The sequence below is a fragment of the Mycobacterium neglectum genome (assembly GCF_002591975.1).
GTDB lineage: Bacteria > Actinomycetota > Actinomycetes > Mycobacteriales > Mycobacteriaceae > Mycobacterium > Mycobacterium neglectum.
On sequence record NZ_NVQE01000045.1, the window covers coordinates 1 to 15,777 of the forward strand.

At 64.9% G+C, this 15,777-nt stretch carries 15 protein-coding genes; 6 read left to right on the forward strand and 9 right to left on the reverse strand.

Translation table 11 applies throughout. The features are described from left to right. Nucleotides 1-304 precede the first annotated feature (304 nt). The 3 genes from CSQ99_RS25335 to CSQ99_RS25345 all read right to left on the reverse strand — a co-directional run bounded on the left by CSQ99_RS25335 (nt 305) and on the right by CSQ99_RS25345 (nt 3,790). Nucleotides 305-772 carry a GreA/GreB family elongation factor gene (locus CSQ99_RS25335; protein WP_099041764.1) on the reverse strand — a complete coding sequence of 156 codons (468 nt, stop codon included), beginning with the start codon at nt 770-772 and terminating at the stop codon, nt 305-307. A gap of 101 nt (nt 773-873) precedes the next feature. Beyond that, nucleotides 874-2,139, reverse strand: coding sequence for an NAD(P)/FAD-dependent oxidoreductase (locus CSQ99_RS25340; RefSeq protein ID WP_099041765.1), 1,266 nt, complete (start codon nt 2,137-2,139; stop codon nt 874-876). 124 nt (nt 2,140-2,263) lie between these two features. Next, entirely contained in the window at nt 2,264-3,790 is a 1,527-nt protein-coding gene (locus CSQ99_RS25345; RefSeq protein ID WP_099041799.1) for a PucR family transcriptional regulator, read from the reverse strand. Nucleotides 3,791-3,817: 27 nt separating this feature from the next. On the opposite strand from CSQ99_RS25345, the gene CSQ99_RS25350 reads away from it, so the two are divergent. Further along, the gene (locus tag CSQ99_RS25350; RefSeq protein WP_245909086.1) at nt 3,818-4,600 is read left to right on the forward strand and encodes a helix-turn-helix domain-containing protein; all 783 of its coding nucleotides are present in this window, start codon (nt 3,818-3,820) and stop codon (nt 4,598-4,600) included. Here the strand turns inward: CSQ99_RS25350 and CSQ99_RS25355 are convergent. After that, nucleotides 4,537-4,893 (reverse strand): VOC family protein, encoded by a 357-nt coding sequence (locus tag CSQ99_RS25355; protein ID WP_099041766.1) that lies wholly within the window; start codon nt 4,891-4,893, stop codon nt 4,537-4,539. The two genes, CSQ99_RS25350 and CSQ99_RS25355, sit on opposite strands and share 64 nt — an antisense overlap. A 190-nt stretch (nt 4,894-5,083) precedes the next feature. On the opposite strand from CSQ99_RS25355, the gene lpqN reads away from it, so the two are divergent. Next, nucleotides 5,084-5,800, forward strand: a complete 717-nt coding sequence (gene lpqN, locus CSQ99_RS25360) for an envelope biogenesis lipoprotein LpqN (protein WP_099041767.1) — start codon at nt 5,084-5,086, stop codon at nt 5,798-5,800. A gap of 4 nt (nt 5,801-5,804) precedes the next feature. Here the strand turns inward: lpqN and CSQ99_RS25365 are convergent, their stop codons facing one another. Together CSQ99_RS25365 and CSQ99_RS25370 are read right to left on the reverse strand one after the other, a co-directional pair. Beyond that, nucleotides 5,805-6,926, reverse strand: coding sequence for an NAD(P)H-dependent flavin oxidoreductase (locus tag CSQ99_RS25365; protein WP_099041768.1), 1,122 nt, complete (start codon nt 6,924-6,926; stop codon nt 5,805-5,807). Beyond that, nucleotides 6,926-8,578, reverse strand: a complete 1,653-nt coding sequence (locus tag CSQ99_RS25370; RefSeq protein WP_099041769.1) for an acyl-CoA synthetase — start codon at nt 8,576-8,578, stop codon at nt 6,926-6,928. The genes CSQ99_RS25365 and CSQ99_RS25370 overlap by 1 nt, the downstream gene beginning before the upstream one ends. 68 nt (nt 8,579-8,646) lie before the next feature. On the opposite strand from CSQ99_RS25370, the gene CSQ99_RS25375 reads away from it, so the two are divergent. Continuing rightward, nucleotides 8,647-9,447: a crotonase/enoyl-CoA hydratase family protein gene (locus tag CSQ99_RS25375; protein WP_099041770.1), complete on the forward strand. Its 801-nt coding sequence runs from the start codon at nt 8,647-8,649 to the stop codon at nt 9,445-9,447. Nucleotides 9,448-9,453: 6 nt separating this feature from the next. Here the strand turns inward: CSQ99_RS25375 and CSQ99_RS25380 are convergent, their stop codons facing one another. The 3 genes from CSQ99_RS25380 to CSQ99_RS25390 are packed head-to-tail and all read right to left on the reverse strand — an operon-like array spanning nt 9,454 to nt 12,468. Beyond that, entirely contained in the window at nt 9,454-10,668 is a 1,215-nt protein-coding gene (locus CSQ99_RS25380; RefSeq protein ID WP_281258511.1) for a cytochrome P450, read from the reverse strand. Next, on the reverse strand, nt 10,665-11,381 hold the full coding sequence (locus CSQ99_RS25385; protein WP_099041772.1) for an acetoacetate decarboxylase family protein: 717 nt from the start codon (nt 11,379-11,381) through the stop codon (nt 10,665-10,667). The genes CSQ99_RS25380 and CSQ99_RS25385 overlap by 4 nt, the downstream gene beginning before the upstream one ends. 55 nt (nt 11,382-11,436) lie before the next feature. Further along, nucleotides 11,437-12,468 (reverse strand): LLM class F420-dependent oxidoreductase, encoded by a 1,032-nt coding sequence (locus CSQ99_RS25390; protein WP_099041773.1) that lies wholly within the window; start codon nt 12,466-12,468, stop codon nt 11,437-11,439. A gap of 58 nt (nt 12,469-12,526) precedes the next feature. Between CSQ99_RS25390 and CSQ99_RS25395 the strand changes: the two genes are divergently transcribed. From CSQ99_RS25395 to CSQ99_RS25405, 3 genes are read left to right on the forward strand one after another with little or no spacing between them, the layout of a single operon-like run. Beyond that, complete coding sequence (locus CSQ99_RS25395) at nt 12,527-13,519, forward strand: Zn-ribbon domain-containing OB-fold protein (protein ID WP_218014614.1); 993 nt, start codon at nt 12,527-12,529, stop codon at nt 13,517-13,519. A gap of 11 nt (nt 13,520-13,530) precedes the next feature. Further along, entirely contained in the window at nt 13,531-14,592 is a 1,062-nt protein-coding gene (locus CSQ99_RS25400; RefSeq protein WP_099041774.1) for a thiolase domain-containing protein, read from the forward strand. 2 nt (nt 14,593-14,594) lie between these two features. Beyond that, the gene (locus tag CSQ99_RS25405) at nt 14,595-15,776 is read left to right on the forward strand and encodes a thiolase domain-containing protein (RefSeq protein ID WP_099041775.1); all 1,182 of its coding nucleotides are present in this window, start codon (nt 14,595-14,597) and stop codon (nt 15,774-15,776) included. Nucleotide 15,777: the final 1 nt, after the last annotated feature.

A 15,777-nucleotide genomic window follows, 5' to 3' on the forward strand; every position in this document is an offset into this window, starting at 1 on the left:
CGGTCTTCATGGCGGTCCCTTACTCCTTCTTCGAGGTGTACTTGGTCGTTCACCCGAAGACCTACCATCTGGCGGGCATCAGGTGAGGGACCGCCACCTCAAATTCCACGAAGACCGGGACAACCTCCAACCACGGCTGTGGTGGCGGAAGCGCTCCCCCATCGGATTCCCATCGCTCCAGAGCGACAGGGGCTATCACGCGGCTACCGTTGGGCTGCATGCTATTTCCGAGTAGTGGATCTTCGCTTTCAAGCGGTGCAAACATTGCCCTCCCTTCTTTGGTGTGGGCTAGAGCCCCTGCCCGCTATCGCATCTGCGCGTTGTGCAGACCGTAGGGAACGGCCGCCAGCATTGTGACGGACAGCTCAGCGCCACTCGGCAACTTGAAGCTGCGTCGCTCACCAGGGCGCGCGCCGAGAATGGCTGCACCGAGGGGAGATTGAACTGAGTAGACCGTGGTATCGCCCAGCTCGGTACCCGGAACGCCGATGAGAAACGACTCGGTGTCGCCGGTATCGTCGTATCGAACGCTGACCACCATGCCCGGTTCGGCGATCCCGTCGTTGGGCGGATCCTCGCCTACAACCGCGTAAACGAGTAGGTCGTGAATCTGTTGAATACGCGATTGGCGGGCCCGTTCGATAGCGGTCGCATTTTCACCGGTATCCCCGTCTTCGACGGCGGCAGCACACAGTCGCCGCAGGGTGGCCAATTCCTCGTGTAAACCTTCGTAGGCTTCCGATGAGATCCAGATGCCTTGTGAAATAGTCATATTCAGCCCTTTCACTACGTAAGAGTTGTCGTCAGGGGCGGGCTGCAACAAACGCGCCGCCCCTGACGACTCGGATGCCCGTGTCGGGCGAGAACCTCGGTTCAGCCCACTGCTCGCCGCAGCGGATCGAAAGGCTGCAGGGCTTCGGGTTGCTTACCGGTCGTGATCTGTTCGGTCAGTAGCCGGCCGGTGATCGGCCCGTGCGCGAGGCCCCACATTCCGTGCCCGCCGGCGACGTAGACGTTGCGGGATATTTCACCGATCAACGCCAAGCCGTCAGGGGTGACCGGGCGCGGACCGACCCAAACGTCGCTGCGTTCGGCCCACCGAACGCCTTCCAACAGGGGACTCGCAGAGGCCACGATTGCACCGACTCGCTGCGCCATCACTGGTTCATGCGGGTCACGGAACTCCATCGTGCCCGCCACCCGCAGCGCACCGTTATAGGGAGTGCATGCCACTCGCACATCCGGCAGGTAGATGGGCCCGGGTATGGGCCGGTCCACGGGCACGGTGAACGAGTAGCCACGACCTGACCGAACTGGTACCCGCAGTCGATTGCCCGCCAGTCGCGACAACCAGGCGCCGGTAGCGATCACAGCAGCATCGGCCGTCACCGGCTTGCCGTTGTAGGGAAGCACCGTCGCCGTGTTGCCGGAGCTGAAAACGTCACGTACCTCGTGGGTCAGAATCGTCGCCCCGCGTTGCACAACCGCTTCTCCAAGGGCTGTGACGAAGCGTCCCGGATCGACATATCGCTGGCCGTTGATGTTGAGCGCGGCGGTGATCGCCGGCGACGCGAGAGGGACCTGCTCACGCAATGCCTCACCGGAGAGCCCGGTCACGAACAGCGACTGTCCGGCGTCCTCGAAAGTGCGTAGCTCGCGCATCATGTTTTCCGCGTCACGGGTGGTCCGGAACACCGCCGTAATCGGAGCGTCGGTCACCGGTGCATCGACACCGTTCGCGAGCAGCACGTCGAACGCCTCAATGCATTCCTCGTTGAGTGGGACGTTGGCCAGCACCGCCCGGTTCCACGTCGACGGGCGGCAGTTTGCGGCGAATTGCATCAAGAACAGCCATAGCGCACTATCTGCGCGCAACGGGACGTGCAGCGGAGCGCTGCGGTCGCGCAGCGAGCGCAGCGCGTAGCGAAGAACCTTCGGAGAGTTCAGCGGCATCGTCAGTGCGGGGGCGATCCACCCGGCGTTGCCCCGGGAGGCCCCTGCAGCCACGCCGGCGCGGTCCACCACCGTGACGTCGACTCCCCTCTCCTGGAGGAACCACGCCGTCGACAATCCGACGATGCCCGCGCCGACCACGACCGCAGACCGCGGACCGCCATCGAGACGTTCGCCGCCAACCATTGCCATACCTCCATCGCTCGACCATTACGGGTAACTCCATGGTCGCCCGACCGGCACCGACAGCAGTTGCCGCCACGGGACAACCCACAGCGGTGCCGTTGTGGTGATCCGACAAATGACCTGGTCAGTCGAGGTTCATCGCAGCAAGTTCGATGATCATGGCCAGCCGCTTGCGGCCGTCGCCCAACTGCAGGTCGGTGATCTCGCCCATCTTGCGGAGTCGGTATCGCACGGTGTTCTCATGCAATCCCAAACGGTCGCCCGCCTCGGCAGGGTCCCCAAGAGCCTCCAGCCAAGCCCTCAATGTCGACACATAGTCGGTGGAGTGATCGGTGTCGTGGCGTCGCAGCTCAGCGACGGGTCCCCGGTCCGGCGTCCGGCCAGAGCGCGCCGCGGTGCGAAGGCGTTGCAGCAGGATCTCGTCCCATGACTCGTCGTAGGCAGGCGGCGAGGTACTTGACTGCTTGGTTTCGTGCAGGGCCAGACACTCATCGGCTTCCTGTCGCGCCGCGGGCAGATCGCTTGGCCCTGCCGCTTTGCTGATTCCGGCCAACACGGTCAACCGATCGGGCAGCGACGCTAGCAAACCTGCGACCCAGCGACGCGCCGCCGCCGCCTGCTCGCCCGGCAGCAACGTATAGACGGTATTTCCGGCCAGTGCGCTCCGGCCAGGGCGCGACCAACCGAAGCCGCTGGTCGCCCTCTCGAAGGCCAGCAGGAGACCGGCGTCTCGATCGTTGCCGATGAACGCCTGCACGGCTATCACCCGCATGAGACCCTGCGGCAAGCCAAGTCTGCTGGCCGACGCGGCGGCATCAGGGCTGCCATCAAGCAGTCGAAGCACCAGTTCGGATTCGACCTGGCGCTCCAAATCTGCACTGGCGCGTGACCGCAACAGATGCAGAGCCACTGTGCGGGCCCCGTCAGCCAGTGCCGTACGTTCGGGATCGTCCAGCGGCTTGTGGCAGGCAACCCACAACGATCCCATGAGCTCTCGCCCCGAGCGCACCGCCACCACCATGCGGCCAGACACTCCGTGTTCGGTGTCCGGGCTGACGAACAACGGTTCATCCGAGGTCGCAAGATGGGCGAAAACACCTCGAGTATCGAAGAATTCGCGAAGGTGCTGCGGCGCCTGCCTGTCCATGATGGTCGCCACCCTCGCCGGGTCGGCGTTCTGCTGCATCGTCGAGTAAGCAAGCACCCGCGACAATGGGTCTTCGATGGTGACCCCGCCGCCGGTCATCTCGGCCATGCTGTCGGCGAGGGCGAACAGATCCGTTGGACCGCGACCGGATTCGGTTTCACGCCCTTCCAGTACCAACCCATAAACGACCGCCGAAAGCTCGCTCCACGACACCGTCGCATCGACGACCATCACCGCGATGCCCTCACCCATCCCGGCGAAGGTGGTGTCGTCATCGACGTCGCGCAGAAGAACAACTGCCGCGTGCGCCGACGCCGCCCATCGCAACGCCTCGTCGGCCGAACGCGCCCCGATGGCCAGGAGCACGTCGCCGATGACCGTGCGTCCACCGGCGGTCTCGTGCATCGCCACACTGCCGAGTTCCTTCGAGCGCGGTATCGGGCAGAAACGCAAACGGACGCCGTAGCTTCCCAACACGTTCACCAACCGGTCCAACGTGACCACACGCGTCTCCTTTTTCACGCCGAGTCTATGGTCCGTCACACGGCCGAGGCGATGTCGCACTCCGCCGGTAACGTCGTCAGCGTGGGATATCGCGAGTACGCACCGCCCACCGTGTTGCGCGACCTGGTCGAGTCGGCGTGGGCGTTGGACGGTCCGCCGGCTCCCGTGCGCGTGCTGCCCGACGGGTGCATGGACCTCATCGCGATGAACGGCGACATCGTCGTCGCCGGGCCGGACACCGCAGCGGTGATGACGTCGCGCGACGGAGACCCATACGTCGGCTTGCGTTTTCGGCCAGGCATTCTGCCTCGCCTACTCGGAGTTCCGGCGGGCGAGATACGCGATCGGCGGGTGCTCCTTTCGGATCTGCGGAGACCGCCTCCGCGAGCCCGGTCGCTGACCGAATTGACCGAGCAGCTGGCGGCCGAAGAGCCGCGGAGCGAAACGGCGCCGTGGACGATGCCGCAGTTGAGGCAGGTCACCGAGGACCTCGCCGCCGGGTCGAACGTCGCCGACCTGGCGCACGCCCTCGGCTGGTCGCCGCGCACCCTGCAGCGCCAGTGCACCGCCGTATACGGTTACGGTGCTGCGACCCTGCGGCGCATCCTGCGTTTCCGGCGCGCTCGACGACTGCTGGATGCGGGGCTTGTCCTCACTGACGTCGCCGTCCGCGCGGGCTACTCGGACCAACCGCATCTGCACCGTGAGGTCCGCGCGCTCGCGGGCGTGCCCTTGCGATGGTTTGGTCAGGACGGCAACGGCGCGAACAGATCCACCCAGTTGCCGTCCGGGTCGGCAACGGTTGCATAGCGCTGCCCCCACGGGGCGTCGTAAGGCTGGAGCAAGCCGGAATAGCCCTCCGCGGTGACCTTTTCGTAGAGTGCGTCGACCTCACCGGCAGTCCCGACGCCAAACGCCAATGTGAGCCTGGCGATCGTCTCCTCGTTGTCGAACGACAGGGTGTTGCCGCCGGGCAGTTCAACTGCCACATGCGGTCCATCGGAGTCCGGCACCGGCAGACCAAGAAGCCGGTAGAAGTTCAGCGATGCTGCCAGGTTGCTGGCGAATACTTGGAAGACGGTTGAAGTCACTCGAATATCCATACCGCCGACGCTATGCCGGGAGCCGGGTAGGTGTCGTGAACAAATCGGACACCCTTGGCGGCGGGTTTGCGCCTTTTGATTGAGTCCCCCGTCATAAGTGCACTTTTCGACTACGCTTCGCTACAACCAATGCGCCGGTGATGTTTGCCAAGAACGGCGACAGGCGGTGCACAACGACAGGAGTTGACTGATGAGGCGCACGGCGATCACCGGAGCAGCCGCGTTGGCTGCGGCTTTGGCCCTGGTGTTATCGGGATGCGGTTCGGACACCAAAACCGAACCCAGCACCACGGAATCGGAAACCACCACCACCACCACGACGAGCGCCAAGGCCGCGCCGACGACAACGGCCAAGGTCGCTCCGCGCGATGAGGATGCGGCGGGCCCGAACCCGACGATCGCCAGCTACATCGTCGAGAACAACATTCAGGAGACGCCCGTCAAACGTGGCGACCCCGGTTCGCCGACGATCGATCTGCCGATCCCCGACGGCTGGGAGCCGGCCGGGGAGAACACCCCCGAGTGGGCCTACGGCGCAATAATCTATGCAGGCCCCGAAGCTGCCGAGTACTCTCCGAGCATCGTCGCGCTGGTCTCGAAGCTGACCGGCAACGTCGATCCGCAGCGGATCATCGATTTGGCGCCGGGCGAACTGCAGAACCTGCCGGGCTGGGTTGCATCGAACGAAGGTGAGAACAGCACGCTTGGCGAGTACCCGGCCTTTCAGCTCGGTGGCACCTGGGACTCGGAGGGGCAGACCAAGATCGTCGCCCAGAAGACGGTCGTGATCCCCGGCGCCGACGGCCTCTACATATTGCAGCTCAACGCCGACGGCCTGGAGAACCAGGGCGACATCGTGGGCGCGGCAACGAACGTCATCGACGAGCAGACGACCATCACGCCGTGATGTATTAACCCTCGCGGATACCGTCTAATCGCCGAGTTGCCTCTTCGAAACCGGAGACCAACTCGGCGATTATGTCTGCGACGGGGCGGATCTCGTTCATCCGTCCGACGATCTGGCCGACCGGCATCGCGACGGTGTCGGGATTGTCCGACTCGTTCATTCGCTGGTGGGCCTCGCTGACGAGGATGTTCTGCAGCGGCATCGGCAGCGGCTCAGGCGCATCGGGCTCGTCCCAGGCGTCGGTCCACTTCGACTTGAGCAGGCGCGCAGGCTTACCGGTGTAGATGCGGCGGCGCACCGTGTCACTCGAGTTGGCGCGCAGCAGCGCCTCCTGGATCGTGGAGACGCCGGATGGCTTGCGGTGGCCGAGATCGTATTCGGCCGACGTCAGGAACGCCGAGCCCATCCACACCCCCTGCGCGCCAAGCGCGAGCGCCGCCGCCACCTGTTGACCGCTGCCGATACCGCCGGCTGCTAGCACGGGTGCCTTACCGTCAACCGCATCAACGATTTCCGGCCACAGCACCACCGAGCCGATCTCGCCGGTGTGTCCGCCGGCCTCATGGCCCTGCGCGACGACGATGTCCACGCCGTTCTCGACGTGACGTTGGGCATGTTTGGCGCTGCCCGCGAGGGCCGCCACCGGCACACCGGCCGCGTGCACCTGGTCGATGACGTCCTTCGGCGGTGAGCCAAGGGCGTTGGCGATCAACTTGATCGGATGCTTGAGTGCCACCTCGACGTGCGACCGGGCCACCGAATGCAGCCACCCCAGCACGCCCGCGTTGCGCTCCTCATCTTCGGGCAACGGCGGAACACCAAGGTCGGCAAGGGTTTTATCGATGAAGTCGCGATGACTCGGCGGGATCAGCTTGCCGATGTCGACGGCCGTCCCCTCCTGCGGCACCTTCGCGGGCATCACGATGTCGACGCCGTAGGGCTTGCCGTCGGTGTTCTCGTCCATCCAGCACAGCACCGTCTCGAGATCATCGGCGTCGTTGAACCGAACGCAGCCGAGCACGCCGAGCCCGCCGGCCTTGCTGACCGCGGCGGCGACTTTCTCCGATGGCGTGAAAACGAATATCGGATAGTCGATACCGAAGCGGTCACAGAGGGCGGTTCGCATCAAGTCGCGGACCCCACATGGTTGGCGTGTGCGTCGTCGGCGGGGCGTTCCTCGGTGGTGTCCTTGGCCCATCGGTAGTCGGGCTTACCGGCCGGCGTCCGGTGGATCTCGTCGACCCACCAAACCTTGCGCGGCACCTTGTATCCGGCGATCTCCTGACGCACGAACGTGTCGAGTTCGGCGAGCGTCGGGTTGGTGCCCGGACGACGGTGGATGACGGCAGCGACGCAGTTGCCGAATCGCTCGTCCGGCACACCGACGACCAATGCGTCGAAAACATCCGGGTGGCCCTTGAGCGCGGCTTCCACCTCTTCTGGGTAGATCTTCTCGCCGCCACTGTTGATGGACTGCGAGCCGCGGCCGAGCATCGTCACCGAGCCGTCCGCGTCGACCTCGGCGTAGTCACCCGGAATCGCATAGCGCACACCGTTGAACGTCTTGAACGTCTCGGCCGTCTTCTTCTCGTCCTTGTAGTAGCCGACCGGAATGTTGCCCTTCTTGGCGATCATCCCCCGCACACCTGAGCCCGGCTTTACCTCGTTACCCTCTTCGTCGAGAACGACGGTGCGGTGGTCGATCGTCACGCGCGGGCCGCCGGTGTGTGACTGACCCTTGGCCACGATGCTGGTTCCGCCGAAGCCCGTTTCCGAGGAACCGATCGAGTCGGTGATCACCCGGTTGGGCAGCAGTTCGAGAAACTTCTCTTTGATGCTCGTCGAGAACAGCGCGGCGGTGCTGGCGAGAAGGAACAGCGACGAGAGGTCGGGCTCGTGGCCGCCGTCGTGCAGCTTGGTCAATGCGTCCAGCAGCGGGCGCGCCATCGCGTCGCCGGTGAAGAACAGCAGGTTCACCTTGTACTTCTCGATGGTCTGCCATACCTCGTCGGCGTCGAATTCAGGTGCCAGCACGGTGGTTTGGCCCGAGAAGATCGACATCCACGTGGCCGACTGGGTTGCCCCGTGGATCATCGGCGGGATCGGGTAGCGCACCATCGGCGGGTTTGCGGCGGCGGCCTTGGCCAGGTCGTATTCGTCTTTGACGAACTCACCCGTCGCAAAGTCGGTGCCGCCGAACAACACCCGGTAGACGTCCTCGTGGCGCCACATCACGCCCTTGGGGAACCCGGTGGTGCCGCCGGTGTACAGCAGGTAGATGTCGTCGGGGCTGCGCTCGCCGAAATCGCGGTCGGGCGAGCCCTGCTCCAGTGCCGAGTAGAACTCGACGCCGCCGTAGCGCTGGTAGTCGTCGTCGCTACCGTCCTCGACCGACAGGATGGTCGTGACGTTCGGCGTCTCGGGAAGGACGTTGGCCACGCGGTCGGCATACCGGCGCTCGTGCACCAGTGCGACCATGTCCGAGTTCTCGAAAAGATACTTCAGCTCGCCCTCGACATAGCGGAAGTTGACGTTCACCAGAATGGCACCCGCCTTCACGATGCCCAGCATCGCGATCACGATCTCGATGCGGTTCCGGCAGTACAGCCCGACCTTGTCGTCCTTCTTCACCCCCCGGTCGCGCAGATAGTGGGCCAGGCGGTTGGCCTTCTCCTCCAACTGGGCGTAGGTGAGCTGTTCGTCGCCGGAAATGAGGGCGACACGGTCAGGCACGGCGTCGATGGCGTGCTCGGCAAGGTCGGCAATGTTCAGGGCCACAGGACTAAACTAGAACGTGTTACATTTCCAGACAAGTCTGTGGCATCGACGCTGGAAGGCGGACCCTCGTGAGCGAGCATGAGAAGGGCCCCGACGCCCTCATTGAGCAGCGCGGACACACTTTGATCCTGACGCTGAACCGGCCGGAGGCGCGGAACGCGCTTTCCACCGAGATGCTCTCGATCATGGTGGACGCATGGAACCGCGTCGACGAGGATCCCGAGATCCGTACCTGCATTCTCACCGGTGCCGGCGGCTACTTCTGCGCGGGCATGGATCTGAAGACCGCAACCAAAGCCCCTCCCGGCGACTCGTTCAAGAGCGGTGCGTTCGACCCGACGAAGATCGAGGGGCTGCTGAAGGGTCGCAGGTTGACCAAGCCGCTGATCGCGGCAGTCGAGGGCCCGGCGATCGCGGGAGGCACCGAGATCCTGCAGGGCACCGACATCCGCGTTGCCGGTGAGAGCGCGAAGTTCGGCATCTCCGAGGCGAAGTGGAGCCTGTATCCGATGGGCGGCTCGGCGGTGCGGCTGCCGCGCCAGATCCCTTACACGATCGCGTGCGACCTGCTGCTGACCGGCAGGCACATCACCGCCGCCGAGGCGCTGTCCTACGGCCTGATCGGCTACGTTGTCCCCGACGGCACCGCACTGGAGAAGGCACTCGAGATCGCCGACGTCATCAACAACAACGGCCCGTTGGCCGTGCAGGCGATTCTCAAGACCATCCGTGAGGCCGAGGGCATGCACGAACTCGACGCGTTCAAGCCCGACACCGCCAACGGCATCCCGGTGTTCCTGTCCGACGACGCCAAGGAAGGCCCGCTGGCGTTCAAGGAGAAGCGCGCGCCCAACTTCCAGATGAAGTAGGCGGGCTCAGCCCACGGGCTTGGTCGGGGTGAACGTCACCGGCATCGCCTCAAGGCCGCTGACGAAGTTGGCTGCGCGCAACGGCAGCGTGGCCGCGCCGTCGGCCAACTGCAGATCGGGCAGCCGCTTCAGGACTGCGCCGATCATGTTGATGAGCTCTATCCGGGCCAATTGATTACCCAGGCAGAAGTGCGTACCGAAGCCGAATGCCAAGTGGCTGTTCGGGTCTCGCTGAACATTGAAGTTGTCGGGATCGCCGAAGACTGCTTCATCGAAGTTCGCCGACTCGAACATCAGCAGCATCTTCTCGCCCTTGCGCAGCTGCGTTCCGTGAAAGTCGGTGTCGGCAGTGATCGTGCGCGCCATGTTCTTCAACGGTGAGGTCCAGCGCAGCATCTCCTCGACCGCGACGGGGACCAGGCCGGGGTTGTTCTGCAACAGGTCCCACTGCTCGGGGTGGCGGATCAGCTGTTCGGTTCCGCCGGAGATCGTGTGGCGTGTCGTCTCGTCGCCACCGACGAGGATCAGCAGGGTCTCCTGAAGGATGTCGTCGTTGGATAACTGTTGACCGTCGACCTCCGCGTGCACCAGAACGCTGATCAGGTCTTCGGTCGGCTCGGCCCGACGCTGTTCGATCTTGTTCATGGTGTACTCGTTGTACGCCATGAAGGCATCCAAGGTGACCTGCATATCAGCCTCGGACACAGTGGAACTCAGTCCTTCCATCATGTCGTCAGACCACTTGAGGAAGAGCTCCCGCTCGTCGGGCAGCACACCGAGCATGTCCCCGATGACCGCCATCGGCAGCGGTGCTGCGATGTCGTGGACGAAATCGCATTCGCCCCGCTCGCACACCCGGTCGATGAGGTAGTCACACAGCGAGCTGATGGAATCGCCTTGGACCTTCAAACGCTTACGCGTGAAACCGGCGTTGACGAGCTTGCGGCGCAACAGATGTGCCGGATCATCCATGTCGATCATCATCGGCAGGGCAGGTTGATCGGGGCGGATGCCGCCTGCGTTCGAGAACAACTCGGGATTGCGCTCCGCGTCGATCACGGCCTCGTATGTCGTCGCGGCCGCCAAGCCGTTGCGATCGCGGAACACCGGCTCGTTGGCCCGCATCCACCGATACGCTTCGCGCGACGTGGGCCGGTCGGCGTAGAAACCGCCGTCGGCAAGGTCCACGTCCGGCTTTGTCGTTGCCTGGATAGCTGTCACCGTGACACCTCCTGCGCGTCGTTGAATGACATCTGCACGTTGCCAACCGATCCGGAGATCAGTGCACGTTTCGGGAAGCCTAGCGATGCGAGTTCCTTGGCATAGGGATGTTCGCCTAGACGCACCCTGGCGCCCCCGATCCGGTAACGCAGGGCCGACGGCGTCATCTCGAAGGGGATCTCGCGCGTGACACCATCGCGGTACGAGTACGACGTCTGTTCCTGCGTACGCCCCGACAGCGGGACCGGCAGACCGGGGCGGAAGTCCATGCCGAGCGCGAACTGGCCATCGACGGTGAGGTCGAAGCTGAACTGGTGGCCGTCTCGAATCGTGAAGTCGGCCATGACTTTCGGAAAGCCCCAGATGGTCGTTCCCGCTTCCAAGGTGAACTGCTGATCGACGGGAAGATGATGGATGAAGGCACCCGCCGAACCCAAGGCGCGGGGCCCGCTCGCACTCGTCCCTGGCGGGTTCACCATCACATTGGTGCCGTACTCGTAGTACTCGCCCAGATCGCCGTCGATGTAGCGCATCAACATCAGGACGACGATCGCGCGGCCGGGAAGGTACCGGCAGACCTGCAAGCCGCTGTAGTCGATCATCTGCTGCGCGGCGTCGGCGTCGACAGAGAACATCGCCATGTGCTGAGCGGCCTTGCGAATCTTCACCGGCATGGTCAGCACCGTGCCCGCGATCGTGTGCTGGGAGGTCATCGAGTCAATCTAGAACGCGGACTAGACAACTAGCAAGGAAGTGTCTACTCGAGGCCTATACGAGTGCGGCGAGGTCCCGGATCTGCTCGGGTGACCGCGCGCCGACGACCATCATCGTGACGCCCGCGGCCTCCCACGCCTTGATCTGTTCCTGCACGTAGGCGAGGTCGCCCACGATCGCGGAGTCGTCGACGAGTTCGTCGGGAATGACCTTGGCGGCCTCGTCCTTGCGATCGGTGCGGAACAGCTTGGTGACGTCGTCCACGACTTCGGCGTAACCCATTCTCCGGTAGACGTCGGCGTGGAAGTTGGTGTCCTCGGCGCCCATACCACCCATGTAGAGCGCCAGGTGCGGCTTCATCAGCTCCATGATCTCGGGGCGGTCGTCGGTGACGACGACCTGAGCCGTCGCGCAGATCTCGAAGGTCTCCCGGGTGCGGCGTGCTCCCGGGCGGGCGAATCCCTCGTCGAGCCACTCGTTGTACATGCCCGCGATCCGGGGCGAATAGAAGATCGGCAGCCAGCCGTCGCAGATCTCGGCGGCCAGCGCAACGTTCTTCGGCCCCTCGGCCCCCAGCATCACCGGGATATCCGCGCGCAGCGGGTGGGTGATGGGCTTGAGGTTCTTGCCGAGCCCGGTGGTCCCCTCGCCCGTCAACGGCAGCGGATAGTGCGGGCCGTCGCTGTGCACCGGGGCCTCGCGGGCCCAGACCTGGCGCAGGATGTCGATGTACTCCCGGGTGCGGGCCAGGGGCTTGGGGAACTTGGCGCCGTACCAGCCCTCGACCACCTGGGGACCCGACACCCCGAGGCCGAGGATGTGCCTGCCGCCGGATAGGTGGTCCAGCGTCAGCGCGGCCATCGCGCACGCCGTCGGCGTCCTGGCCGACAGCTGGATGACCGACGTGCCAAGCCGCATGCGCGTCGTTTCGCGGCCCCACCAGGCCAGCGGCGTGTACGCGTCCGATCCCCAGGCCTCCGCGGTGAAGACGGTGTCGAACCCGGCGTCCTCCGCTGCGGCGACCAATTCCGCGTGATTCTCGGGCGGTTGCGCGCCCCAATATCCGAGCTGCAAACCTAGCTTCATTAGCTCGCCTTCCGACCCGTGGTTGAAACCATTCTTAGAACCTGTTCTACTCGACGCTGTGACCACCAGCCAAAGCAGCCCGGTGCAGATCGATCCGCATGAGCCGCCACTTTCGGCGCCGTTGCGGCTTTCATTCGACTACACCCGTTCAGTCGGACCACTCCTGTCCCAGTTCTTCACTGCCCTGCGCGAGCGCCGCATTGTCGGCGTGCGCGGTTCGGACGGTCGGGTGCTCGTGCCGCCCGCCGAGTACGACACGGTCACCTATGCGGAATTGACCGAAATCGTACCGGTGAGCAGCGTCGGGACCGTGGTTTCGTGGAGCTGGCAGCCGGAACCCCTCGAGGGCCAACCACTGGACCGCCCGTTCGCGTGGGCGCTGGTGAAGCTCGATGGGGCCGACACCGCTCTACTCCATGCTGTCGACGCCGGCTCGTCCGATGCGATCAGCACGGGGGCCCGGGTCCACGTGCACTGGGTTGACGAACCGGTCGGCGCGATCACCGACATCGCCTACTTCAAGCTGGGCGACCAGGCTGAAGAAGTCCCCGAGGTGACGGATGACCGGGACCCGGTGACGATGCTCGTCGTTCCCACGACAATCGAAATCCAGCACACCGCTTCACTTCCCGAGAGCGCGTTCCTGAGGGCGCTCGAGGAGGGCAAGCTGCTGGGTGCACGCACCGGAGCAAACGGCAAGGTGTACTTCCCGGCGCGGGAGGCTGATCCGGCGACCGGCCAGCAGCTCGACGAGTTCATCGAACTCCCCGACAAGGGAACCGTGACGACGTTCGCGATCATCAACATCCCGTTCGCCGGCCAGCGGATCAAGCCGCCGTACGTTGCGGCATACGTGCTGCTCGACGGCGCGGACATCCCGTTCCTGCACCTGGTCACCGAGATCGACGCGACCGACGTGCGGATGGGCATGCGGGTCGAGGCGGTGTGGAAGCCCCGCGAGGAGTGGGGTCTTGGCATCGACAACATCGACTACTTCCGGCCGACGGGTGAACCCGACGCCGACTACGAAACCTACAAGCACCACCAGTAAGGGTTGCTCAGATGACTTTTCGTGACGTAGCCGTCGTGGGCTTCGCTCATGCTCCGCATGTGCGCCGCACCGAAGGCACCACCAACGGCGTCGAAATGCTGATGCCATGCTTCGCCGAGCTTTACGCCGATCTCGGCATCAAGCAGACCGACATCGGGTTCTGGTGCTCGGGCTCCTCGGATTACCTTGCCGGGCGCGCATTCTCGTTCCTCTCCGCGATCGACTCGATCGGTGCGGTCCCGCCGATCAACGAATCGCACGTGGAGATGGATGCCGCATGGGCGCTCTACGAGGCCTACATCAAGATCCTGACCGGCTCGGTCGACACCGCGCTCGTCTACGGCTTCGGCAAGTCCAGCGCCGGGGTGCTGCGTCGCGTACTTGCGATGCAGACCGACCCCTACACCGTGGCACCGCTGGTCCCCGACGCCGTGTCGACGGCCGGTCTGCAGGCTCGGCTGGGGCTGGACTCCGGCAAGTGGACCGCCGAGCAGATGGCCCAGGTGGCGCTCGACTCCATGAACGCCGCCAGCCGCACCGACTCGGAGAAGCCGGCGAAAAGCATCGACGAGCTGCTCTCCCGCCCATACTTCGCAGATCCGCTGCGGCGCCACGACATCGCGCCGATCACCGACGGTGCATCGGCGATCGTGCTCGCCGCGGGCGACAAGGCCCGCGAGCTGCGCGAGAACCCGGCCTGGATCACCGGTTTCGAGCACCGCATCGAGACGCCGGTGCTGGGCGCCCGCGACCTGACCACATCGCCGTCGACAACGGCCTCGGCCAAGGCGGCCACCGGTGGGGATGCCGGTTCGATCGACGTGGCCGAACTCTATGCACCGTTCACTCATCAGCAGCTGATCCTGACCGAGGCCATCGGGCTGGGTGACTCCACGAAAATCAACCCCTCCGGCGGCGCGCTGGCGGCCAACCCGATGTTCTCGACGGGCCTGGAGCGCATCGGCTTCGCGGCCAGGCACATCTTCAACGGCTCTGCGCAGCGCGTGCTTGCCCACGCCACCAGCGGGGCTGCGCTGCAACAGAACCTCGTCGCCGTGCTGGAAGGGAAATAACCATGGCGGGTCAACTCGCAGCGGTGCTCGGCACCGGGCAGACAAAGTACGTCGCCAAGCGCAAAGACGTCTCGATGAACGGGCTGGTCCGCGAGGCCATTGACAAGGCGCTCGCGGATTCGGGCTCGACGTTCGACGACATCGACGCCGTGGTGGTCGGCAAGGCGCCCGACTTCTTCGAGGGCGTCATGATGCCCGAGCTGTTCATGGCAGACGCGGTCGGCGCCACCGGCAAGCCGCTGATCCGGGTACACACCGCGGGCTCGGTCGGCGGGTCGACCGCGGTGGTGGCTGCCAGCCTGGTCCAGTCCGGCAAGTACAACCGCGTGCTGACGATGGCGTGGGAAAAGCAGTCGGAGTCCAACGCCATGTGGGCGTTGAGCATTCCGGTCCCGTTCACCAAGCCGGTCGGGGCGGGCGCCGGCGGTTACTTTGCCCCGCACGTGCGGTCATACATCCGGCGATCCGGCGCACCGACACACATCGGCGCGATGGTCGCGGTCAAGGATCGGCTCAACGGAGCGAAGAACCCGCTGGCCCACCTGCACCAGCCCGACATCACGCTGGAGAAGGTGATGGAGTCCCAGATGCTTTGGGACCCCATCCGTTTCGACGAGACGTGTCCTTCGTCGGACGGCGCGTGCGCGTTGGTGATCGGCAATGAGCAGATCGCCGACGCACGCGTGGCCGAAGGTCATCCCGTCGCATGGGTACACGCCACCGCGCTGCGCACCGAGCCCCTGGCCTACTCCGGTCGCGATCAGGTGAACCCGCAGGCCGGGCGTGACGCCTCGGCCGCACTGTGGCGCGATGCCGGGATCACGAGCCCGATCGACGAGATCGACGTCGCCGAGGTCTACGTCCCGTTTTCGTGGTTCGAGCCGATGTGGTTGGAAAACCTCGGCTTTGCGCCTGAGGGCGAGGGCTGGAAACTCACCGAGGCCGGCGAAACGGCGATCGGCGGACGCATACCGTTCAACCCCTCCGGCGGCGTGCTGTCGAGCAATCCCATCGGTGCATCGGGCATGATCCGGTTCGCCGAGGCGGCGATCCAGGTGATGGGCAAGGCCGGTGAGCATCAAGTCGAAGGCGCACGCAAGGCGCTGGGCCACGCATACGGCGGCGGGTCGCAGTACTACTCGATGTGGGTGGTCTCCTCCGACAAGCCGGCCGCCAAGTCATGAC

Coding starts and splice junctions, on each gene's coding strand:
- CSQ99_RS25335 (WP_099041764.1), bottom strand. CDS start 772: ATGACTATTTCACAAGGCATCTGGATCTCATCGGAAGCCTACGAAGGT.
- CSQ99_RS25340 (WP_099041765.1), bottom strand. CDS start 2,139: ATGGTTGGCGGCGAACGTCTCGATGGCGGTCCGCGGTCTGCGGTCGTG.
- CSQ99_RS25350 (WP_245909086.1), top strand. CDS start 3,818: ATGGTCCGTCACACGGCCGAGGCGATGTCGCACTCCGCCGGTAACGTC.
- CSQ99_RS25355 (WP_099041766.1), bottom strand. CDS start 4,893: ATGGATATTCGAGTGACTTCAACCGTCTTCCAAGTATTCGCCAGCAAC.
- lpqN (WP_099041767.1), top strand. CDS start 5,084: ATGAGGCGCACGGCGATCACCGGAGCAGCCGCGTTGGCTGCGGCTTTG.
- CSQ99_RS25365 (WP_099041768.1), bottom strand. CDS start 6,926: ATGCGAACCGCCCTCTGTGACCGCTTCGGTATCGACTATCCGATATTC.
- CSQ99_RS25385 (WP_099041772.1), bottom strand. CDS start 11,381: ATGACCTCCCAGCACACGATCGCGGGCACGGTGCTGACCATGCCGGTG.
- CSQ99_RS25390 (WP_099041773.1), bottom strand. CDS start 12,468: ATGAAGCTAGGTTTGCAGCTCGGATATTGGGGCGCGCAACCGCCCGAG.
- CSQ99_RS25400 (WP_099041774.1), top strand. CDS start 13,531: ATGACTTTTCGTGACGTAGCCGTCGTGGGCTTCGCTCATGCTCCGCAT.
- CSQ99_RS25405 (WP_099041775.1), top strand. CDS start 14,595: ATGGCGGGTCAACTCGCAGCGGTGCTCGGCACCGGGCAGACAAAGTAC.